Here is a 23597-nt window from a genome sequence, read left to right on the forward strand (position 1 = left end):
TCGTGTACTCCTTGCGTAAACACTGCCTGTAACCCGTTAACTGTACCGCACCTACCGCATCAGCGCGAGGGCGACCGACGATATCCCGTCTAACTAACGCAAACCCTCTACCGCATCCGCCAGAAGAGCGGCGGCCCTATCCTGAGCCAGACCACGCGCCGCCTGACGCATGGCGTCGCGTGCCGCCGCGTCATCGACCAGGTGCAGCAGCTCATCGGCAAAGGCAGAACCGTCGATATCGGCATCGGCGCAGAGCACGCCGGCCCCGGCGTCGACCAGATAACGAGCATTGGTGGTTTGGTGGTCGGCCGTCGCATGCGGATACGGCACGAGCACCGAGGGCACGGCGAGCGCAGCGATCTCGGCCACGCTCGATGCGCCCGAACGCGAGAGCACCAAATCGGCAGCAGCCAGCATATCGCCCATGTTGTCGATGTAAGGCTGGACGCGGTAACGCTTCGCCTCCTCGGGCGTCAGCGCCAAAGCGCGCTCGGTCTCCTCAAAGCCGTCGGCACCCGTCGAATGCAACACATAGAGGTTCTTGCGCGAAAGCAGCTCGTTTTTGAGCGAAACCACGCGCTCGTTGAGGTGTTGGGCGCCAAGTGAACCGCCAAAGACGAGCAGCAGCGTAGCGTCCTCGGGAACGCCAAGTGCCTTGCGGCCGCGAGCGCGATCGCCCTCGATCACCGAGCGACGTACGGGGTTGCCGGTCATGAGCACGTGGTCAGGGTCACCTTCGCGCTCAAAGACCGAACGCGCTGCCGGCACCGAGATGCACACGCGGGCGGCGTGGGAGTTCATCATCTTGTTGGCCAGGCCCGGAACAGAGTTCTGCTCATGCAGCAGATACGGAACGCCCGCGCCCTTGCACCACCCCAGCAGCGGAACCTCGACATAGGCACCAAAACCAATGGCGGCATCGGGCTTGCCGACCTTTGAGAAATGACTGGCGAGCGCACGCTTGGCTTTGTTGACACGCCACAGCGAGGTCAGCGCCGTCCAAGGACGGGAGCGGTCGAAGCCCGTGACCGTAATGGGCACAAAATCAAACCCAGCCTCGGGGACCAGACGACCCTCGAGCTTGCGCGACTGGCCCACGAACACAACGTGGTGGCCACGGTCACGGAGCTCTTCGGCCAAGGCGAGCGCGGGGTTGATGTGCCCTGCCGTGCCGCCGGCTGCAATAGCAACGGTCATTTTATCGGTCATGGTAGTCCCTTCGTACACGCGGTCCCTGGCCGTCGGTACGCAGACGCGCCGACGGGTCTGAGTTCAAATCGATTCGATTATATCCGCCGCCCGCATTGCGAGGAGTGGGGCGCTGAGGACGACCTTGCGGCGCCGTTCGCTGACGCGGGCGGGCTGCGGGGTCGGTCGCAGAGCCATCCAGGACGGTAAAACCGTTACGCGAAGATCGCTCGCCGCGCACGTGGGGCACGCCGGCGGTACTCTCATCCATAACGGCAAAGCTCTCACGGCGGCGGTCATACTCATCGCGGCGGGCGCTCTCGTACGAAACGCGCAGGATCAACCCGGCAAGCATGAGCGACACAATAATCGACGAACCGCCGTAGCTAATAAACGGCAACGGTTTGCCCGTCATGGGAAACACGTTGAGGATGCCCAGCGCGTTAATCAAAAACTGCACTGCGAGAATGACCGCGGAGCCAGACGCCATGAGCGCGCCCCGACGATCGGTCGCCTGCTCGGCAATGCGAAACGCCGAGTAGATCAGCATCGCAAACACCAAGAAGAACAGCACGGTTCCGACAAAACCGACTTCCTCGCCAATGATGGCCAAGATGTAGTCGTTGTGTGCCTCGGGCAGATACGAGTACTTCATGGTTGAGTTGCCGATGCCACGGCCGAACAGACCGCCCGAGGCAAAGGCCATGATGGCAAGCGTGGCCTGATAGCCGTCACCATACTCGTCGGCCCAAGGGTTCAAGGCAACCTGAATACGCACCATACGGTACGGCTCTGCGACAAGCGCAATCACGATCACGAGAATGCCGAAGATTAGCACGCCGATGATAAATCTGGGGTCGAGACCCGCAAACAACGCCATGCACATGAGGGTCAACAGGATGATCAGGACAGTACCGAAATCGGGCTGGATAAAGATCAGAAAGAGCGAAATGCCCAAGTAGATGCCCATCTTGCGAAGGAATTCGTTGATGTCGCCACCGGGCGAAAAGAAGCGATCAAGCATGATGGCCGAATACGCAATGGCAAATGGCTTTAAAAACTCGGAAGGCTGGAACTGAATACCGGCGATGTTGAGCCAGCGCGTGGCGCCACGGCTGCCGCTGCCCACCAAGAACACCAGAAGCAGTAGCCCTATCATGCCGATGAGGAAGATCCTGAGCACATCCTCCCCAAACCAGCTGTCCGGCAAAACGCGCACGATGGCAATCAGCGCCAGAACACCGACCACGGCAAACGCGGCCTGTCGACCCAGAAAAAACGTCGCCGAGCCATTCTCGTGCAGCGCCTCGACCGAAGACGCCGAGTACACCATCAGCAGGCCAAAGCATACCAAGGTAAACAAGCAGGCCATGAATATCAAACGGGGGCGCATGATACGGGCGGGAACGCCGGCAATATAGCGTTCGCTAAACGACTGCCCGCCGCGACCGGAACGCGGTGTGCTGCGCCGCGAGGAAGCACGGTCCGAGTCGGGCCTCCTCATACCTTGTCGGGGGCTCTCCTCTCTCACCGGCAACCCCTATTCCATTTGCGATTTCGCCGCAGCGGCAAGCTGGGCCACATAGTCCTTAAACACGCGGCCGCGCTCCTCATAGCCCGAGAACTCATCGAACGAAGAGCAGGCAGGAGAAAGTAAGATCACGTCGCCACGGCTCGACAGCGAACGGGCGACGTCCACGGCATCGCGCAGGTCATCCGCCTGGGCGATATCCACATCGCCATCGACATCGGCCTCGTCCATAGCGGCGGTGAAACGCTCGCGCGCATCGCCAAAGCAGACGACCGAGCGTACGTTATCCATAACAACGCGCGCGAAGTCCATGAGCGGCGTGCCCTTATCGTGGCCGCCGAGCAGCAAGATCACGTCGTCATCGGGAAATGCCGTCAGCGCCTTCTCGACCGCATCGGTGTTGGTCGCCTTGGAATCGTTGACGTAGCGCACGCCGTCAATCTCGCCACACGGCTCCACGCGGTGCTCGAGCGGCTGGAACGAAGCCAGACCGCGGCAGACACCGTCGACATCGGCACCGACTGCCAGGGCAGCCGTGGCAGCGCACAGGGCATTGATAACATTGTGATGGCCCGAAATCTTGAGCTCGGATGTAGCGATGAGCGGGGTCTCGACGCCCTTCAGGCGCACGATCATCTTGCCATCGCGCACAAAGGCGGCATCCTCGCCCTCAGGCTCGTCAAAGGCAACCTTGCAGATGCGACGACCCGGCGTGTAGATGTACTCATCGAACTCGTGAATGCCGGCGTCTTCGACGTCGACAACCGCCAGATCGTCATCGACCATATTGTCAAACAGTTTGATCTTGGCAAGCGCATAGTTCTTATGGCTCTTATGCCAGCCCAAGTGGTCGGGAGTGATGTTGAGCAGCACCGCCACGCGAGGATGAAGCTCGGCGGTCGTAGCAATCTGGTAGCTCGAGAGCTCGGCCACAAACCACTCGTTGTGGGCTCGGCCGTCAATCTCGTTGACCGGCGGCTCGCCGATGTTGCCGACAGCTACGCTGGCCTCGCCGGCAGCCTTGAGCAGATAATCAGTCAACGACGTGGTGGTCGTCTTGCCGTTGGTACCCGTGATGGCAATCCAGTTATCGGGCGACAGGCGATAGGCAAACTCGGGCTCACCCATAATCTGGACGGCATGCTCGCGCCCGGCCTTAAAGAAGCCCGAGAACTCCGAGATGCCCGGGCACGTCACGCATACGTCATAGGCACCCTCGACCTGTTCGGTCCCATAGACAAACGACGCACCAGCAGCCTCGAGCGCACGCGTGGCGTCATTGGGCTCAGAGGTGCCGCCGCCATACACGGTAACGGCGCTTACGCGCTCGGGATGTGCCAGCGCCCAGCGGGCGACATCGAGACCGGATTTGCCCTGACCCAAAACGAGCAGGCTAAAGACATCAGCAAGAGGCATGAAAGACCACTATCCCAACTGGAAGAACAAAGCAAGGCCAACGGCACCAAAGGCCGCAGCGATAATCCAAAAACGGATGACGACCTTGGTCTCGGCCCAGCCCTTCTTTTCAAAATGATGATGGATGGGCGCCATAAGGAAGACGCGCTTGTGCGTAAAGTGGAAGTAGACAACCTGAATCATGACCGACAGGGTCTCAACGATAAACAGGCCGCCGATGATGAGGGAGACGACCTCGGTGTTGGTCATGATGGACGTGCAGGCAAACGCGGCGCCCAGGGCAAGCGAGCCGGTATCGCCCATAAAGATGCTCGCCGGATAGCAGTTGAACCACAGAAAGCCCAAGCAGGCACCGGCACACGCGGTGCAGAAGATGGACAGGTTCACGTCTCCGTGCAAAAACGCCATGGCAGCCATGGCGAGCATGGCAATCATGGAGGTGCCGCCAGCAAGACCGTCAAGGCCATCGGTCAGGTTCACGGCATTAGAAAGACCGGCGATCATCAGCCAGCAAAAGACAATGTAGAGCCACGGGAACGAAAGGCCGCAGATGGTGGTCGAAAGCACGCCAAGGTCAATCGTCAGGCCGCCGGGAAAACGAATCTCGGGGGCGACGCCGCACCAGTTAACGGCAAGTACCGTAAAGGTGACACAGATAATGGTTAGGCCGATCATCTTGGCATGAGGCGTCAGACCGAGCGAGCGCCCATGCGTAACGGAGGTCAGGTCGTCGATCAGGCCCAGCACGCCGGTCGCCAGCGTGGCGAGCAGCACGAGCACGAGCTCGGTGGTGAGCTTGCCCATCAGCAGGCAGGTCAGCGAAATCGCGACGAGAATGACAACGCCACCCATGGTGGGCGTTCCCTGCTTAACCAAATGACGCTTGGGGCCGTCGGCACGAACCTGCTGGCCGATACCCTCGACCTTAAGTAGCTTGATCCACCACGGCATGAGCAGCAGCGCAATGGCAGCGGCGATGCCAAGCCCCAAAAAAGCCTGATACGTTGGATACGAGGGATTGCCGAACATGGGCTAGCACACACCTTCCACAAAGCGGTCGAGCTCAACAAAGCGGGAACCCTTGACCAGTACAACATCATGTTTTTCAAGCGCGCCGCCCATGCGGTCGAGCACCTGCTGATAATCGGAGAACACCTGGATGCGGTCCTCGTCCATGCCCATCATGCGCGCGGCATCGGCCATAAGCTGGGCCAGCTCACCACCCACGCACGCCAGCATGTCGAGCTTCTTGGCGGCGGCATAGGCGCCCACGAGCTCATGCATGCGAGGAGCCTCATCGCCCATCTCGCCCATCTCGCCCAGGATCGCCATGCGAGACCCCGTGCACGAAAGCGAGCACAGCAGATCGAGACCAGCAGCCATGGATTCGGCGCTGGCGTTATAGGAATCGTCGATGACGCGGGCACCGCTCTTGGCGCGCTTGATCTCCTGGCGGTGCCCGGTGATCGTGAGGCCCCTAAAGGCAGCATCGATCTGCTCGGGCGTCACGCCCAGGCGATAGGCAACTGCGGCGGCCTTAACGGCATTTGGGACGGACTGCACGCCGGGGATGGCAAGCATGGTATCGGTCGTCTCACCCTGGCCAAAATCGAGCGTAAAGACCGGACGGCCCTCGTCATCAACACGAATGTCGCGGGCACGGACCTCATCATCGTCCGAGACGCCGGCCAGCATCACATCGATACCAGCAGGCTGGGCGAACGTATCGCGAATGAACGGCGTAAAGTCGTCCTCACCGCCCAAAACCAGCAGCGGCAAGAAGTCGCCGGCGGCGCACATACCCTGGACAATCTCGGCCTTAGCGCGGGCGATGTTCTCGCGGCTGCCCAAAATGCCGATGTGAGAGGTACCAATCTTGCTCACGATGGCAAGGTTGGGATTGGCGGACTGGGACAGGCGCTCAATCTCGTGGAAATGGTTCATGCCCATCTCGAGCACCAGGACCTCGGTATCGGCCGGAGCGGAAAGCACCGTGAGCGGCATGCCGATCAGGTTATTGAAATTGCCCTTGGTGGCCCAGACACGATAGCGCTTGGCGAGCACGGCGGCGAGCACGTCCTTGGTCGTCGTCTTGCCGATGGAACCGGTAATACCAACGACCAGGCAGCCAAGCTCCAAGCGATATACGTGCGCCAGGCGCAGCAAGAACTCCACGGGGTCGTCGGTCAGCAAGATGGCGCACCCCTTGTCCTGCGCCAACGAAACCAGCTCGGCATCGGGCTCGCGCGTCATCACGACGGCACCGGCACCCGACTCGATGGCACGGGAGGCAAAATCATTGCCGTCGACCTTTTCGCCGGGGAAGGCGACAAAGATCGTCCCCTCCTCGACCTGACGCGAGTCGATAACGCACCCGCGGCATACCCGGTCGACTTCTTCCGTCACGGTTCGGGCCCCCGTTGAGGCCGCGAGGTTGTTGACGGCGATCTCTATCATTGCAGCTCCCCTGTAAACCTAATAATGCTATCGGCGTATTGTATCCCAGTGCCATGCGCGCGTGGTGCAGGGCATGTGAACACCCTTCAGATCAAACGGCAGACCACGCTCAAGATTGTAACCCCCTACTTCGTCCGCGGGATTCCCAGCACGTCGAGCGCGTTGGCCATAATGGACTGGAATGGCACCGCGGCGGCATCCGAGCCGCTCGGCGTTCCATCGAGTGTGATATAGCACAGCACCTTGGGCGATTGTGTCGGCGCAAAGCCCATAAAGGACGACATGTAGTTCTCCTTGAGGTAACCGCCGTTCTCGTCAGCACGCTCGGCCGTACCGGTCTTGCCCGCCACGTCATAGCCATCGACCGCACCGCCAACACCCGTGCCTTCGGACACGACCGTCTGCATGCACGATGTCACCTGGGTGGCAGCGTCCTCCGAAATCGCACGCTCGCCTTCGCCCCAGTCCTTCTCATCGCCCTTGCTGGACTTATAGAAGTGCGGAGTCATCATCACGCCGCCGTTCGCGATGCCGCCCACGGCACGTGCGACCTCAATCGGCGAGACGGACAGCGCCTGGCCAAAGCTCATCGAGCCCAGCGTGGCGCCGTCGTACTGGTCGCGCTCCTTGACGATACCCAGACTCTCACCCGGAAAATCGACACCGGAGCTATGACCGATACCCCACTTGTCCACATAGGTGGCAAAATCATCGGCACCGATCTTGCGTCCCACCAGGACAAAGCCCACATTGGACGAACGGCGCATCATCTCGCGCACGTCCATGGTCATGGTGTAGTCGCGCTTATCGACGTCGGTAACGGTGTCGTCGCCAACCTTAATGCTCGCCGGCACCTCAAACGACGTGCTCGAACGCACGGCGCCCAAGTCGAAGCCGGCACCGGCCACGAGCGTCTTAAAGACCGAGCCGGGCTCGTAGGCATCGGTAACCAGGCGCAAGTTCATGTCCTCGGTCTTGGCGTTTTCCAGATCGGTCTGGTCATATGTCGGATACGAGCATGCCGCCAGAATCTCGCCCGTCGTGGGATCGGTGACCAGGGCCGAGCCATTCTTGGCCTTGGTCTTTTCGACCGCCTCGGCCAGGGCGTCCTCGGCGGCACGCTGGATATTGACATCGAGCGTCGTCACGATGTCCACGCCGTCCACCGCGGCAACCTTCTTATAGGCGCCGCCCGCGATATAGCTACCGTCCCTCGCCCGCTCGCGCACCAGCGAACCGTTGGTTCCGGTCAAAAGCTTGTTGTACTGTTTTTCGAGGCCCGTCAGACCGTCGTTGTCCACGTTTACCACGCCAAGCACCTGCGATGCCAGGTTGCCGTAGGGGTACACACGCTTCATGGCCTGCTCAAAGAGCACGCCTGGCAGGTTCTTCTTCTCCAGCGCCGCGACATCATCCTCGTCCACCTGACGTTTGATATACACCCAGGTGCCATCCGACTCAACGAGCTCGCGACAGGTCTTTTTATCGATGCCCGTAGCTTTGACCAGTGCCGATACCGTCTTGTCAACGTCCTCGATAAGCTGAGGATTCACGGCGATGTTGCGGCATTCGACCGACGACGTCAGCACGTTGCCGTTGCGGTCGTAGATGGTACCGCGCTTGGCATACAGCGTCTGCGCAAGCAAGCGACGTGCATCGGCGCGGTCGCGTAACTTATCGGCTTCCACGATTTGATAGTCGGCAAGGCGAAGGACGCCCAAACCCAAGCCAAACCCGATGAAGCCCATGACGGCTTTGCGACGGGGCAGCGGCGTGCCCGTGAGCCATTCGATCGACGAGCTCTTGCGCGGTCTGGTGTTATGCATTTGAGGACCACTCGAGCCACGGAGACGCGACGCAGGGTCGTTGCCATAGGACGGCCTCGCGTTGTAAGATGGCCGACCCGTTCCTTGATAACCAGAACGTCCCCGCGATGAGGGACGTCCAGAACCGCGACCCCCGTCGGAGCCGCGGCGATAGTCATTTGTCATACTCAGCTACCGTCTTGTTACTGAGCGGTCGCGGTCGAGCTAGCGCCCGCGGCTGCATCCTGCGAAAAATCAAGTGTAACGCTCTCGCTGGGCTCCACCATGCCATAAGCGCCCGCAAGGTCGCGAATGCGCGTGTCGGCACCATAGACCGAATGCATGACCTCCAGGTCGGAGCTCTCGTCGGTCGCCTTCTCGAGCGTGTTGGTAAGCGCGGCGTTGCTGTTGAGCACCTGGGCCGTAACGCCGGCGAGCGCCACACGGGCGACACCGATCGTCATGAAGATAGCCGCAATGATGCAAAACGTTTTAAGAACGCTCATGAAAACCGGGCTTACCGCCTGGTTTGCCTGACGGCCCGCGCCCGTGTAGACATCAAAGCGCGGCGCGCGCTGCTCACGGGGAGCAACGGGGGCCTGCGGCGTCTCACGATAGGCGGGCATGGCGTTCATATCATAGGCGAGTGCTGCGCTTGAAGTGTTGTAGCCCATGATATGCCGCCTCCCATCCCGAGTACGTTGGTAGTGTGTTTAAGCTTCGTTTATGGTGCGAGCGGGAGGTCCAATATCGCGCGGTCGCGCCTACAGACGCTGCGCCACACGGATTTTGGCTGATCTCGCCCGAGGGTTGCGCGCAACCTCATCGGGTTGGGCAACCAGGGGTTTGCGGGTGATGACCTTGAGTATCGGCACGTTGCCGCACACGCACACCGGAATCTCCGGCGGACACGTGCACCCCTGGCTCATCTCCTTAAAGTGGTTCTTTACGATACGGTCCTCGAGCGAGTGATACGAGATGACGCAGATGCGTCCGCCCGGGTTGAGCCACCTTGTGGCGGCGTCAAGCCCTCGCTCGAGCACATCGAGTTCGTGATTGACCTCGATGCGAATGGCCTGGAAACTTTTCTTGGCTGGGTGTCCGCCATGCCGACGAGCGGCAGCGGGGATACCAGCCTTGATGATCTCGACAAACTGACCGGTGGTTTCGATCGGCTCATGCTCGCGGCGGCGCACGATCTCACGCGCGATCTGCGAGGCGAACTTCTCTTCGCCATAGACGCGTAGAATCCGGGCGAGGTCGTGTTCGTTATAGGTGTTGATGACCTCAGCTGCGTTTAAGGTGTTGTTACCCGGATCCATCCGCATGTCCAATGGGGCGTCCTCGTTGTACGAAAAGCCCCTGCCAGGGATATCGAGTTGCGGCGACGAAACGCCCAAGTCGAACAGGAAGCCATCGACCCCGGGCACCTCGGCCGAGCAAAGCAGCTCGTCCAAGTCGCCGAAGTTGCCCTTCAGCAGCTGGTGCGGTACGCCGGGAACCTCGCGGTCCAGACGGGCGCCAGCGGCCTCGAGGGCCATGTCGTCCTGATCGACGCCGAGCAAAAGGCCGGTCTCCCCCACCTGCGCGGCCATCTTTACCGAATGGCCGGCACCGCCAAGGGTGCAGTCGCAGACGACGGAGCCGCTCTTTAGCTGCAGCGACTCAAGCACTTCGCCGAGCATGACAGGTTCATGCCGATATTCTTGTGTCAAGATCCCACGCTCCATCCGTTACTCGTGCCTTGCCCTTACGAGAAGAAGAGGTCCAGCAGGGCCTCGTCGTCATCGTCCTCATCGGCCGTAGCGCGGTCCCAAACCTCGAGGTGGTCGTAGTTGCCCACAACCGTGACCTCGCGGTCGAGATTCGCCTGCTTGCGGAGAGACTCAGAAAGACCGATACGACCCGCGCTGTCCACATCCATCGACGTGGTGCGCTTGTTGATCGCCCTCATGAGCTTCTGGTCGTTGATGTCACGCGGGTTAAAACCCTCGTGGCCCTCACGACCCGCGAAGAGTCCTTCGACCCACTTATCGAAGGCCTCGGCAGAGAACACGTACAGAGCATCGACATCCAGGGCTTTGAACACGCGAACGTGCTCTCCAAGCTCCTCGCGAAGGGGTGCAGGCAGGGACAGACGACCTTTTGCATCGAGATTGCGCTCGTATGCACCCGTCATTCCCATGTGCGCCCTCCCCTCGGTTACTCAGATGGCACGTACGCGGGGAACCACCCCGCCTGTCGACGTCATCAATAATATGGGGAACCGCCCCATTTTTCAACACCTTTCCCCACCCCTTCCCCCACCCCACCCCACCACTCCACCCCCAATATGTTGTAAAACACCCCCGAGCATATGTTCGAAAACACAATATGTTGTGTTTACAGCAAAGGCGGGATGCCACCTGTAGAACCACGCCCGCGAACCTCAACCTTCAAGTTGACCTTGAGGCGATTTTTACGTCCCTTTACACACCGTTCACATCGCCCCCAGACTCCCCCACCCACGGTACACACGGCCCACCACCGCGTCGGTGTCTAGCGAAAAATGGGACGGGCCCCAGATTGCCCATGCGCGCAAAAGTGCGTCTCGGCAATCTGGGGCCCGTCCCATTTAATATTTATAAATATGCAGGTCAGCGAGGTGCTAGCGATGTGCTAGCGGATGCGCCGCCAGATAGACCTCGGTCAGTTGCGTTCGGTCGACATGCGTGTAGACCTGCGTGGTCGATATATCGGCATGTCCCAAGATCTCCTGCAGCACACGCAGGTCGGCACCGCCCGCGAGCATGTGGGTGGCAAAGGAGTGGCGCAGAGTGTGGGGGTGGAGCCCAACCAGCCCCACCTGGCGCCCATACCGCTCGCATATCGCATGCACGGCCTGGCGCGACAGGCGACGTCCGTTCTTATTTAAAAAGACCGCCGAGGTCTCCGTCCCGTGAGCATGCGCGGCCAGGAGAGTGCGCCCGTCACCTATATAGTGTGTCAAGGCGCGAGCCGCGCTTCCCACCAACGGGGCCAGACGCTCCTTGGAGCCCTTACCGCGCACCAGGACAAACCCGTCATCGATATGGATATCGCCCACATCGAGCCCAACCAGCTCACTCACACGCAAACCGCATCCGTAGAGCACTTCCAAGATGGCATGATCGCGCAGCCCCATCTCACCCTCGGGAAAGTCTTGATCGAGCAGTGCCGAGACATCCTCCACCGAAAGGTATTCCGGCAGGCGATCTGCCTTTTTGGGCAGGCGCAACGCCGCCGTCGGGTTTTGGGCCACGGCCCCATCGCGCACCAAAAAGGCATGCAGGCCCTTCACGGCAGCAAGCGCGCGCTCCACCGAGGCGTCGGAATAGCCTCCGTCGCGGCGATCGGCAACAAAGTCCTCCACGACCTGACGGGTCACATCTTCAAAAGACGCGATGTCAGCTCGCTCCAGATAGGCGCAGTACGTCGTCAGGTCACGACGGTAGGCCGCAATCGTATTGCGCGCCAAACCCCGCTCGACCGCAAGGTAATCGAGATACTCCCCCGCCGCCACGGCGAGCGACGAGGGAGTAGCTTCGGTATGTTCCTTATTCGCCGGCACCCTTAGTCCGTAGCGAGGTTCTTGGGCGTCACCTGCAAGCGATCGACGCCCTCATGCTGGCCGATCGAGGCGCGCACGAACTCGCGGAACAGCGGCTGCGGGTTGGTCGGGCGGCTCTTGAACTCGGGATGAGCCTGGGTGGCCACATACCACGGATGCACGTCGCGCGGCAGCTCGACCATCTCGACCAGACGCTCGTCGGGTGAAAGACCCGAGATTACCAGACCGGCGTCCTCGAGCTGGTCACGGAAGGCGTTGTTGAACTCAAAACGGTGACGGTGACGCTCGTAGACGAGCTCCTCACCATAGGCCTCGCGAGCGAGGGTATCGGCGGCAAGCTTGCACGGATAGGCGCCCAAACGCATGGTGCCGCCCTTCTCGGTCACGTCCTCCTGCGAGCTCATCAAGTCGATGACACTATACGGGCCATCCGGATCGAACTCGGAAGAGCTGGCGCCGGCAAGGCCGACCACGTTGCGGGCAAATTCGCACACGGCCACCTGCATACCCAGGCAAATGCCCAGATACGGAATCTTGTGCTCGCGGGCGAACTCGGCCGCGAGGATCTTGCCCTCCAGGGCGCGCTTGCCAAAGCCGCCAGGGACCAAGATGCCCGAGGCGTCACCCAGGACCTCGGAGACGTTCTGCTCATCGAGGCTCTCGCCATCGACCAGCTGCACGTCAACGTGGCGATCGTAGAACACACCCGCGTGGTGCAGGGCCTCGATAACCGACAGGTAGGCATCGGGCAGCTGCGTATACTTGCCCACGACGGCGATCTTCACCTTGTCGGCGTGCTGGTTGGCATGGTTCTGCTTGCGCAGGAACTCGTTCCACTGACTCATGTCGCGCTCACGCGGGTCAAGACCCAGACGCTCGCAAATGCGCAGGTCAAAGTCCTGCTCGGCGAGCAGCTGCGGAACATCGTAGATGCTCGCGCAGTCCTCGTTGGTAAAGACACAGTCGGTGTCGACGTCGCAGAAGCTTGCAATCTTGCCGCGGATGGCGTCGTCGATATGGTGATCTGAGCGCAGGACGATAATATCGGGCTGGATACCAAAGCTGCGGAGCTCCTTGACGGAGTGCTGCGTCGGTTTGGTCTTGACCTCGTGGGCGGCGGCGATATAGGGAACGAGCGAAACGTGGATGTAGCAGACGTTCTCGGGGCCGGCCTCCTTGCGATACTGGCGAATGGCCTCGACAAACGGCTGCGACTCGATGTCGCCGATGGTGCCGCCCAACTCAGTGATGACCACGTCGGAGCCGGTCTGCTCCTCAATACGACGGAACTTATCCTTAATGGCGTTCGTGACGTGCGGAATCACCTGCACGGTGCCGCCCAAAAAGTCACCGCGACGTTCACGGGCGATCAGGCTCTTGTAAATAGCACCCGTCGTAAAGTTAGAATCGCGGGTCAGGTTCTCGTCAATAAAGCGCTCGTAGTGGCCCAGGTCCAGATCGGACTCGTAGCCGTCCTCGGTCACAAAGACCTCGCCATGCTGGAACGGGCTCATGGTACCGGGGTCGACGTTCAGATACGGGTCGGCCTTCTGCATCGTTACCTTGTAGCCGCGTGACTTGAGCAGACGGCCCAATGAGGCCGCGGTAATACCCTTGCCTAGGGACGAAACCACGCCACCGGTTACGAACACATGCTTGGTCATATTGAGTTACCTGCGCTTCCCGTAGAAGTTGTCCATACACATCTTACGGGTCTTCATTGTAATACTCGCGACGCGCGCCGCACGCAATTTTTCTTACGCGCAATCGCATTTCTCCATCTCGAAACAAAACGCCGTCCGGTTGCCCAGGCGGCGTCGTTTCCACTATGAATGCGCGCTGTTATCGATCGGCGATTTCGTCCTTGATCAAGTCCTGCACGAGCATACCGGCACGGATGCCCTCTAGATACCATTCGCCACGCTCCGTGAGACAAATACCATTTGCGAGCTGGCCGCCGTCGTCGCTGTAGCGCGAGACGACCTCGATGATGTCTTCGGATTCCAAGCGCTCAATTGCCGCGCGGGCGCGATACGGAGACACCCCCACGCGCTCGGCAAGCGTCTTGCGCGAAAAGCCATAAAATCCGCCGTTGTCTTCGGACTGCCGTGCGATCTCCATCAGCACCTGCACCTCGACACGCTTCATATCGTTGACACTCGCACGACCCTTGCCAGCCATGGCAGCCTCCTCAAACCGAGCACGGGCATCACCTGCACCGTGCGCGACCGGCACACCCCATGATGGCCGGCAACATCCATCATGCGGCATCCCCGCAAAAGGATGAAACAGTTAGGGTTATTGTATACCGCCCAAATCGCTTATAGGCAGGTAAACGGGCTATTTTTAGGTTAAACGGTAGCTTTGTTGATAAAAGGGGCACACCGAACGTATATCCGATGCGCCCCTTTCAGACCAATTTATCTAGGCTTAGCGGTGGAAGAAACCACGGCGCTCGAACTTGGGCTCGCAGCACACGTTGATGCCCAGCTTGCGCAACACCGTTTCGTCCGTCGGCGAGATGATCACGCTAAAGAAGGCATCGCAGCCGCGCAGCTGCTCCAGGCCCGAAAGGACGCGGGCCGCAGTCTCGCTCGTTGCCGAGGTAATCGAGAGCGCCATAAGCGTCTCGTCGGTGTGCAGGCGCGGGTTCTTGCTACCCAGGAAATGCGTCTTGAGCTTGCTGATAGGCTCGATCGCCTCATCGCTAATGACCTCAAGCTCGAGGTCAACGCCCGAGACATGCTTAAGTGCATTCATGATGAGCGAGCTCGCCGCTCCCAGGCGCGTGGAAGTCTTGCCGGTCACCACGGAGCCGTCGGGCATGACCATGGCGCCTACGGGGCCACCCGTCAGCTGCTCCCTGGTAAGGGCGGCCGAGCGCGCCGGCGAGTAGTTCTTGTCGATACCGGCCTTCTTCATAATAATCTTGAGACGGTCGACTTGCTCATCGCCCACGCCGGTACGGCGCACATTTTCGACCGCGGTAAAGTAGCGGCGGACAATCTCCATCTTGGAAGCGTCGCGGCAGGCATCGTCATCGGTGATGGCAAAGCCGACCATATTAACGCCCATGTCCGTGGGGCTCTGGTAGGGACTCTTGCCCAGGATCTTTTCCATCAGGGCACGGACCACCGGGAAGGCCTCGACGTCGCGGTTGTAGTTGACCGTAGTCTTGTTATAGGCCTCCAAGTGGAAGGAGTCGATGATATTGGCATCGTCAAGGTCGGCCGTGGCGGCCTCATAGGCGATGTTGACCGGATGCGTGAGGGGAAGGTTCCAGACCGGGAAGGTCTCGAACTTGGCGTAGCCGGCAGCGGTGCCGTGCTTGTGCTCGTGATAGAGCTGAGACAGGCAGGTGGCGAGCTTGCCCGAGCCGGGGCCGGGGGCGGTGACCACGACGAGCGGACGAGTGGTCTCGACAAACTCGTTCTTGCCATAGCCGTCGTCGGACACGATCAGGTCGACGTCGTGCGGATAGCCCTCGATGGGATAGTGCAACTTGGCGGGAATGCCGAGCGCGTTCAGGCGATTGCGGAACACATCGGCGGCGGGCTGGCCGGCGTACTGGGTGATAACCACGGCCGCAACAGCAAAACCGTTGCCGCGGAACAGGTCAACCAGGCGCAGCACATCCTCATCATAGGTAATGCCAAGGTCACCACGAGCCTTGTTTTTCTCGATGTGGTTCGCGTTGATCGCGATGATAACCTCGACATCGTCGGCGATGCTCTTGAGCATGCGGAACTTGCTGTCCGGTTCAAAACCCGGCAGCACGCGGCTCGCATGATAGTCATCGAACAGCTTACCGCCAAACTCCAAATAGAGCTTGCCGCCAAACTGCGAGATGCGCTCCTTAATGTGAGCAGCCTGCAGCTCGATATACTTCGCGTTGTCGAAACCCTGGCGCATATATGGCTCCCGTCCCGTTTCCATTTAATGTCCTAGGCGATTATAGCGGAGCAGACCCTCCCCCACGCACTTCCCCTGCACCAACAAAGGGAATGTCGCAGGTTGAGCATAAGTCAGCGAATGGGAACCAGTGCGGGCAAGCTGTCCCCCTGCACCAACAATAACAGCGCAGCAGGTGGAGCAAAAGTCAGCGAAAGCCCGCCAGAGCGAGCAAGGTGACGTGAAAGAGGAGGGCATGGTGCAAAGTAACCTGACACCTTTGCACCAACAAGGGAAACGTCGCAGGTTGAGCATAAGTCAGCGAACGGGCTCCAGAGCGAACAAATTGTCATGAAAAGAGGCCGGCATAGACCTTTTGGTCATGCCGGCCTCTTTGAATGACAAGTTGTCGCTCTGGTGCCCGTGCAGCGTCGACCGGTTCCGCGGTTTGGTAAAACCGCGGAACAAAAAGCGCCCCCTCCCGCGCACGGAACGGAAGGGGGCTAAAGGTAGGAGTCTACCGGTGGGTTTACCCCACCGGACAGACGATGACCAGGTGATCCTCTACAGGATCGTCAAGGTTTCCGTGGGGTACCCGTTGGGTACTTAGAGCAGCACGCAGGCGACGGTCAGGATGACGGCGCAGACGACGGAGAGAGCGACGATGAGCTTAAGGGCAAACTTGAGCCAGGTCGTCCACTCGATCTTGGCCAGGGCGAGGCCGCCCATGATGGCGCCGGAGGTCGGGGTGAACAGGTTCACGACACCGATGGCGGCGGAGAAGATCATGACCATGACCTCGGGCGAGAAGCCGAGCTTAACAGCCAGCGGTCCCATGATGGGCATGGAGACGGTAGCCATACCAGAGGTCGAGGGGATCAGGAAGGACAGGCCGAAGTAGACCAGGAAGCTCATGGGAGCGAAGATCACGCCGGACAGGCCAGCCAGAGCATTGGCGGCAGCGTCGAGGACGAAGACGTCGAGGCCGGTGTTAGCCATGAGGACGGAGATACCACGGGCGAGGGCGATGACGAGAACAACGGACATCATGTCGGCAGCGCCGGTGATAAAGGTGTTAACGATCTGCTTCTCGGACAGGCCACCGATGATACCGATAAGGACGGCCATGAGGAAGAACCAGGTGGAAGCCTCGTCGAAGTACCACTGGCCAATGGGCAGGCCGGTGATCAGGGCAGACCAGCCCTGGACGACGGCGTTACCGTCGGCGTCGTAGACAGCGCCAGCGTCGAAGAAGTTAGCGACGCCCTCGTTGAGGTCGGCCAGCGGAATGAAGCCGACGATCATGACAACGAAGGTGAAAGCGAAGGCAATCAGAACACCCTTCTGACGACCGGTGAGCTTGACCTCCTTGTGGACCTCGGAAGCAGCCTTGCCGTGAGCCTCTTCGGCGTCCTTGAGCTCCTGCATCGACAGGATGGTGGAACCCTTGTCAGCCTTGACCTTCTTGGCGTAGCTCATCACGAAGAAGATGGACATAGCGGTAGTGACAATCCACAGGACGGCACCGAGGCCGATGATGATGGACTGGTTGACCTCAATGCCAACGCCGGTCAGAGCGTCGACGGCAGCGCCGACGGCGAACGGGTTAACCGTGGAGCCCAGGCAGCCGCAGCCAGCGCCGAGCAGGACGGTAGCGGCACCGACCATGGGGTCGAAGCCAGCGGCCATCATGGTAGCGGCGAGCAGTGCGTAGAAGGGAACGGTCTCCTCGCACATACCATAGGTGGTACCACCGAGGGAGAAGATGAGCATCAGCACGGGAATGAGCATAATCTCGTTGCCCTTAAGCTTCTGCACCAGAACGGCGATGCCGTTGTCCAGGGCGCCGGTCTCGGTCATCATACCGAGGAAGCCGCCCAGGATCATAACGAAGAGGCAGACGGGCAGAGCGTCAGCGAAGCCCTTAATCGGGGCGGTGCAGAAATCGCTCAGACGGGCGGCAGTAACCGCGCCGCCGGACGTGCCGGAGACGATAACGGTAATCACTGCGACAATTGCCAGCAGAGCAAGAAGAATGGTGAACGATGAAGGCATACCGCGCTTTTTCTTAGCGGTCTCAGTCATAGTTCTCATCCCCCCTTCATAAATCATTTACTGATCTCGCCAGAAGCGGCTCTTCCGTGCCGTGCCTGCCGCTTGATGCGAGATTATTACCAGATAAAACCGCTCGGGGTGTGCAGCAATACACCCCGAGCGAGATGCTAGATGCTCTTACTTGAGCGTGGCGTACATGACAGCCTTGATGGTGTGCATGCGGTTCTCGGCCTCGTCGAAGACCTTGGAAGCGGGGCTCTCGAAGACCTCGTCGGTGACCTCCTGCTCGGTGATGCCGAACTGCTCGCACTTCTCGGCGCCAATGGTGGTGTTGGTGTCGTGGAAGCTGGGCAGGCAGTGCAGGAAGATGGCACCCGGGTTGGCCATAGCCATGACCTCGGAGGTGACACGATACGGGGTGAGCTGAGCGATGCGCTCGGCCCAGACCTCGTCGGGCTCGCCCATGGAGACCCACACGTCGGTGTAGATAACGTCGGCACCGGTGACGCCGTCCTTGACGTCGGTGGTCAGCTTGATGGTGCAGCCGTTAGCCTCGGCGATGGGCTTGCAGGCCTCGATGACGTCGTCAGCGGGCATGCACTCCTCGGGGCCGCAGGCCACGAAGTTCATGCCGAGCTTGGAGCAGACGACCATGAGGGAGCGAGCGACATTGTTCTTGCAGTCGCCCATGAAGACGAGGGTCTTGCCCTTGATGTCGTAGTTGAAGTTCTCCTGGACGGTCAGGATGTCGGCGAGCATCTGGGTGGGGTGCCACTCGGTGGTCAGGCCGTTCCACACGGGCACGCCGGACTTAGCAGCGAGCTCCTCGACGTCGTCCTGGGCAAAGCCACGGAACTCGATGCCGTCATACATGCGGCCGAGAACGCGGGCAGTGTCCTCGATGGACTCCTTCTTGCCCATCTGCGACGAACCCGGATCGAGGTAGGTGACGCCCATGCCCAGATCCATGCCGCCGACCTCGAAGGCGCAGCGGGTACGAGTAGAGGTCTTCTGGAAGAGCAGAACGATGTTCTTGCCCTCGAGATAGCGGTGCGGAACGCCAGCGCGCTTCATATCCTTGAAGTTCTTGGAGAGCTTGAGCAGGTACTCGATCTCCTCGGTGGTGAGGTCGAGAAGCTTGAGGAAGCTACGGCCGGAAAGGTTAACACCCATGGTTTGATTCCTTTCGAAGAAATGAATTACGTAAGTATTAGTGGTGCCCGTTTAACGGGCGAAGCCGGTGCGGTTGTAGGGGGACCGCACCGGAAACGGAAAGACTTAGAGGTCCTCGCGCCAGAAGGGCATGCTCATGCAGCGCGGGCCGCCGCGGCCGCGGGAGAGCTCGGCGGAGGGCACGACGAGAAGGTCCAGGCCCTCCTTGTACAGCACGTCGTTGGTGACGGTGTTGCGGGCGTAGACGCAGATCTTGCCGGGCTCGACGCACAGGGTGTTGGAGCCGTCGTTCCACTGCTCGCGGGAGGCCGCGATCGGGTCGCCGCCGCCGCAGGGGATCAGCTTGACCTGGTCGACGCCGGTGGCGTCCTCCAGGACGTGCTCGAGGGTGTCCTCGATCAGGCGGATGTTCACGTCGCCCGGGTTCTTGCCGGCGGTCAGCTCGTAGACGCGCAGGGTGCCCATGATGGCGGGGTGGATCGTGAACTTATCGACGTCGATCTGGGTGAAGACCGTGTCGAGGTGCATGAAGGCGCGCGAGACCGGGATATCGAAGGCCAGGATGCGCTCGACCTTGGAGTCGGAGTTCCAGAAGATGTTCTGGGCCATGACGTCGATCGCGGCGGCCTGGGTGCGCTGGGAGATGCCGACGGCGAGGGTCTTCTCGTTGATGTTCAGCACGTCGCCGCCCTCGGTGTGGAACTGGCAGTCGCGGCGGAAGTACAGCGAGACGTCCTTGTAGTCGGGGTGGTACTTGAAGATGTACTTGCCGTACAGGGTCTCGCGGTTGCGGGTGACCGAGTACATGCGGTTGAGGTTGACGCCCTCGCCGATGACCGCGAACGGGTCGCGGGTGAAGTAGAGGTTGGGCATCGGGTCGATGATCAGGTCGGACTCGGACTCGGAGTTGACCAGGGAGTCGAGGGTCGTGGACGCCGTGAGGGGCATGTCGATCTCGGACTTGGTCATGCCGGCCATGGTCTTCTTGACGAACTCGAGGTTGTCCTCGATGGAGTCCAGCTTCTCGCGGACGATCTGCGGCATGTGCTGGCCGCGGATGCCGGCCTCGGCGATGTACTGGTCGGTGAACTCGGCGCGGGCGCCGGGGACCTGGTCGAACACCTCGGCGACGAGGTTCTCGAGATAGAGGACCTCCACGCCCTGGTCCCTCAGGATCTGGGCGAAGGTGTCGTGCTCCTGCTGCGCGACCTCCAGGAACGGGACGTCGTCGAACAGGAGTCGCTCGAGCTCGTCGGGCGGCAGGTTGAGGAGCTCGTCGCCGGGACGGTGCAGGCAGACCTTCCTGAGCTTGCCGATCTCGGAAGGCACGTGCAGACCTTTCGTCATGGCCTCCTACCTTTCTTTCGGGCCCTTGTCAGGGCCGATTCGTTAGCGCCCCTCCGTGTGAGGCGTTATTGCTGACGACATATTTATATCCAAAATCAGCTCATACTTCCACCTTGCCCCCGAACGGTTTTTTATAGGGGGTGAACGGCATACACATATACTTCACGCATGGCACACTTCATCTTAATAAAGCGTATTTACGTGCTTAAACGCGTTTTAATCCTAAAATCAAATGGAACTTAACTTTGTTAAACCATCCTCAAATTGCATATTTCCAATAAAACTATGAATAGAATTAGCGGTTCACACCGCGTCTCAACCATTTTCATTTTTATTCAGAAAAAAGTTTGTCCTATTCATTTCTGATAAATAAATTACCGTTTACCAGACGCTTGATACCGTTCACCGGAAACTCAGTATAAGGCCCAGCGGATACCGCCTCGCTTTACGGCCCCATTTGTAACAACTTGACTTCTCGGTATAGAAAAACGGACCCGCTTCCCCTAGGGAAACGGGTCCGTTTTCGATTATCTTCGGCTAATTTGGATAAGGCCCCCGAAGACCATCGGAATCCTAGCGATCGAACTCCGCCAGTGCCTCGCCCAAAAGCCTCAGGCCCTCGCGCAGAACGTCCTCGCTCGCGCAGTAGCCCAGGCGTGCGCCGCAGGGAAGCTCAAAACGGCTACCGGGGACCAGCAGCACTCCCCTCTCGGACAGCAGGCGCCTGCAGAACTCCTCGTCATCCTCGGGAATATCCAGCTGGATAAACGAGGTGGACACGCCCTGCGGGGCCGTCCAGGAAACGCGATGCTGCGTATCGATCCAAGCCTGCGCGATATCGCGGTTGCCAAACACGATCTTGCGATTGCGCTCGAGAATCTTATCCTTGTGCTCAAGCACATAGGTCGCCAGAGCATCGTTGAACACGCCGCCGCAGATCATGGTGTAATCGCGATAGGTACGGATGCGGTTGGATACCTCTTTGTCGGCCAGGACCCAGCCCACGCGGGCCGCAGGTGTCGAATAGGTCTTCGACAACGAGTTGGTGACAATGGCCCTCTCGTACACGTCGACCATCGACATAAAGGACTCAGTGTTTTCGAGCGGCAGATATACCTCGTCGCACAGCACGTAGGCGCCCACCGAGCGGGCGATCTCGGCAATCTGGCCGAGCATATCGGCATCGAGCACCGTACCGATGGGGTTAGATGCGTTGTTTATGCAGATAAGCTTGGTGTTGGGACGCACCAAGCGCTTGAGTTCCTCGATATCGGGCTTCCAGCCGAGTTCCTCGCGAAGCTCCCAATACTCGACCTCGGCGCCCAGCGTGCGCGGAATCTCGTAGAGCGGCGCGTAGGTGGGCCACTCGGCGATAACATGGTCGCCGTGCTCGACCACAGCCATGATGGCGTTGAGGTTAGCGCCCGTGCAGCCATTGGTCTGCAGAATGTGATCGGGATTGACCTCCCGACGATACAGCTTGGCAACCTCGGCCTTAAACTCCGGCGAGCCCTCGATCCAGCCGTAGTTCATCTTCTCGCGGTCCAGGCGCTCGTAGAACGTGGCGCCGTCCTGTTCATCGAGCGCGCGCAGCTCGCCCATGGTGAGCGACGAGATCGTCGACTGGGCGATGTCCCACGTGGCGCTCTTCTCCCAAACGTTGAGCCATTCCTCAACGCCAATCGTCTTGATGTCCATGGCCAAGCTCCTTACAAAAGCAGTCATCCAATCGTGTTGACGTTCCTCATACAAGATTGGGGCGGTGCGAAAACCCGCACCGCCCCAATGGGAGACATCTAATGGCAGCTAGATGTATGTATTATGACCTGTACGGGTCCTTGAAGACCTTAGAGGTCCTCGCGCCAGAAGGGCATGCTCATGCAGCGCGGGCCGCCGCGGCCGCGGGAGAGCTCGGCGGAGGGCACGACGAGAAGGTCCAGGCCCTCCTTGTACAGCACGTCGTTGGTGACGGTGTTGCGGGCGTAGACGCAGATCTTGCCGGGCTCGACGCACAGGGTGTTGGAGCCGTCGTTCCACTGCTCGCGGGAGGCCGCGATCGGGTCGCCGCCGCCGCAGGGGATCAGCTTGACCTGGTCGACGCCGGTGGCGTCCTCCAGGACGTGCTCGAGGGTGTCCTCGATCAGGCGGATGTTCACGTCGCCCGGGTTCTTGCCGGCGGTCAGCTCGTAGACGCGCAGGGTGCCCATGATGGCGGGGTGGATCGTGAACTTATCGACGTCGATCTGGGTGAAGACCGTGTCGAGGTGCATGAAGGCGCGCGAGACCGGGATATCGAAGGCCAGGATGCGCTCGACCTTGGAGTCGGAGTTCCAGAAGATGTTCTGGGCCATGACGTCGATCGCGGCGGCCTGGGTGCGCTGGGAGATGCCGACGGCGAGGGTCTTCTCGTTGATGTTCAGCACGTCGCCGCCCTCGGTGTGGAACTGGCAGTCGCGGCGGAAGTACAGCGAGACGTCCTTGTAGTCGGGGTGGTACTTGAAGATGTACTTGCCGTACAGGGTCTCGCGGTTGCGGGTGACCGAGTACATGCGGTTGAGGTTGACGCCCTCGCCGATGACCGCGAACGGGTCGCGGGTGAAGTAGAGGTTGGGCATCGGGTCGATGATCAGGTCGGACTCGGACTCGGAGTTGACCAGGGAGTCGAGGGTCGTGGACGCCGTGAGGGGCATGTCGATCTCGGACTTGGTCATGCCGGCCATGGTCTTCTTGACGAACTCGAGGTTGTCCTCGATGGAGTCCAGCTTCTCGCGGACGATCTGCGGCATGTGCTGGCCGCGGCTGCCGGCCTCGGCGATGTACTGGTCGGTGAACTCGGCGCGGGCGCCGGGGACCTGGTCGAACACCTCGGCGACGAGGTTCTCGAGATAGAGGACCTCCACGCCCTGGTCCCTCAGGATCTGGGCGAAGGTGTCGTGCTCCTGCTGCGCGACCTCCAGGAACGGGACGTCGTCGAACAGGAGTCGCTCGAGCTCGTCGGGCGGCAGGTTGAGGAGCTCGTCGCCGGGACGGTGCAGGCAGACCTTCCTGAGCTTGCCGATCTCGGAAGGCACGTGCAGACCTTTCGTCATGGCCTCCTACCTTTCTTTCGGGCCTTTCGGCCGAATCTCTCAGCGCCCTTCCATAG

Annotated in this window: 18 protein-coding genes; all 18 read right to left on the reverse strand. The window is 60.3% G+C overall.

Annotation, left to right across the window (positions count from 1 at the left end; translation table 11 throughout):
• Positions 1-93 precede the first annotated feature (93 nt).
• Positions 94-1209, reverse strand: coding sequence for an undecaprenyldiphospho-muramoylpentapeptide beta-N-acetylglucosaminyltransferase (gene murG / locus AB5Z25_RS01745; RefSeq protein ID WP_195520529.1), 1116 nt, complete (start codon positions 1207-1209; stop codon positions 94-96).
• Positions 1199-2692, reverse strand: a complete 1494-nt coding sequence (gene ftsW / locus AB5Z25_RS01750) for a putative lipid II flippase FtsW (protein WP_368134638.1) — start codon at positions 2690-2692, stop codon at positions 1199-1201. Before ftsW ends, murG begins: the two co-directional genes overlap by 11 nt.
• A gap of 36 nt (positions 2693-2728) precedes the next feature.
• Positions 2729-4135, reverse strand: coding sequence for a UDP-N-acetylmuramoyl-L-alanine--D-glutamate ligase (murD, locus tag AB5Z25_RS01755; protein WP_368134639.1), 1407 nt, complete (start codon positions 4133-4135; stop codon positions 2729-2731).
• 9 nt (positions 4136-4144) lie between these two features.
• Entirely contained in the window at positions 4145-5164 is a 1020-nt protein-coding gene (gene mraY, locus AB5Z25_RS01760; RefSeq protein ID WP_006234262.1) for a phospho-N-acetylmuramoyl-pentapeptide-transferase, read from the reverse strand.
• A 3-nt stretch (positions 5165-5167) separates the two neighbouring features.
• Positions 5168-6592 carry a UDP-N-acetylmuramoyl-tripeptide--D-alanyl-D-alanine ligase gene (locus AB5Z25_RS01765; RefSeq protein ID WP_368134640.1) on the reverse strand — a complete coding sequence of 475 codons (1425 nt, stop codon included), beginning with the start codon at positions 6590-6592 and terminating at the stop codon, positions 5168-5170.
• 125 nt (positions 6593-6717) lie between these two features.
• The gene (locus AB5Z25_RS01770; RefSeq protein ID WP_368134641.1) at positions 6718-8418 is read right to left on the reverse strand and encodes a peptidoglycan D,D-transpeptidase FtsI family protein; all 1701 of its coding nucleotides are present in this window, start codon (positions 8416-8418) and stop codon (positions 6718-6720) included.
• 182 nt (positions 8419-8600) lie between these two features.
• On the reverse strand, positions 8601-9071 hold the full coding sequence (locus tag AB5Z25_RS01775) for a hypothetical protein (RefSeq protein WP_368134642.1): 471 nt from the start codon (positions 9069-9071) through the stop codon (positions 8601-8603).
• A gap of 90 nt (positions 9072-9161) precedes the next feature.
• Positions 9162-10127 (reverse strand): 16S rRNA (cytosine(1402)-N(4))-methyltransferase RsmH, encoded by a 966-nt coding sequence (gene rsmH, locus AB5Z25_RS01780; RefSeq protein WP_117636014.1) that lies wholly within the window; start codon positions 10125-10127, stop codon positions 9162-9164.
• A 20-nt stretch (positions 10128-10147) separates the two neighbouring features.
• Positions 10148-10582, reverse strand: coding sequence for a division/cell wall cluster transcriptional repressor MraZ (locus tag AB5Z25_RS01785; protein WP_035137949.1), 435 nt, complete (start codon positions 10580-10582; stop codon positions 10148-10150).
• 462 nt (positions 10583-11044) lie between these two features.
• A complete protein-coding gene (gene xerD, locus AB5Z25_RS01790; protein WP_368134643.1) occupies positions 11045-11986 on the reverse strand; it encodes a site-specific tyrosine recombinase XerD in 942 nt (313 codons plus the stop codon).
• 2 nt (positions 11987-11988) lie between these two features.
• Positions 11989-13650 carry a CTP synthase gene (gene pyrG, locus AB5Z25_RS01795; RefSeq protein WP_271748368.1) on the reverse strand — a complete coding sequence of 554 codons (1662 nt, stop codon included), beginning with the start codon at positions 13648-13650 and terminating at the stop codon, positions 11989-11991.
• Between the two features lie 178 nt (positions 13651-13828).
• Positions 13829-14167: a hypothetical protein gene (locus AB5Z25_RS01800; RefSeq protein ID WP_368134644.1), complete on the reverse strand. Its 339-nt coding sequence runs from the start codon at positions 14165-14167 to the stop codon at positions 13829-13831.
• A gap of 249 nt (positions 14168-14416) precedes the next feature.
• Complete coding sequence (locus tag AB5Z25_RS01805) at positions 14417-15898, reverse strand: DUF1846 domain-containing protein (RefSeq protein WP_006234276.1); 1482 nt, start codon at positions 15896-15898, stop codon at positions 14417-14419.
• A 585-nt stretch (positions 15899-16483) separates the two neighbouring features.
• Entirely contained in the window at positions 16484-17971 is a 1488-nt protein-coding gene (locus tag AB5Z25_RS01810; protein WP_423064376.1) for a YfcC family protein, read from the reverse strand.
• A gap of 138 nt (positions 17972-18109) precedes the next feature.
• On the reverse strand, positions 18110-19105 hold the full coding sequence (gene argF / locus AB5Z25_RS01815) for an ornithine carbamoyltransferase (protein ID WP_006234279.1): 996 nt from the start codon (positions 19103-19105) through the stop codon (positions 18110-18112).
• A gap of 105 nt (positions 19106-19210) precedes the next feature.
• Positions 19211-20452, reverse strand: coding sequence for an arginine deiminase (gene arcA / locus AB5Z25_RS01820; RefSeq protein WP_055309804.1), 1242 nt, complete (start codon positions 20450-20452; stop codon positions 19211-19213).
• 573 nt (positions 20453-21025) lie between these two features.
• On the reverse strand, positions 21026-22150 hold the full coding sequence (locus AB5Z25_RS01825; RefSeq protein ID WP_368134645.1) for an aminotransferase: 1125 nt from the start codon (positions 22148-22150) through the stop codon (positions 21026-21028).
• Between the two features lie 149 nt (positions 22151-22299).
• The gene (gene arcA, locus AB5Z25_RS01830) at positions 22300-23541 is read right to left on the reverse strand and encodes an arginine deiminase (RefSeq protein WP_368134646.1); all 1242 of its coding nucleotides are present in this window, start codon (positions 23539-23541) and stop codon (positions 22300-22302) included.
• Between the last annotated feature and the right edge of the window lie 56 nt (positions 23542-23597).

This window comes from Collinsella aerofaciens, from assembly GCF_040910325.1.
GTDB classification, from domain to species: domain Bacteria; phylum Actinomycetota; class Coriobacteriia; order Coriobacteriales; family Coriobacteriaceae; genus Collinsella; species Collinsella aerofaciens_BL.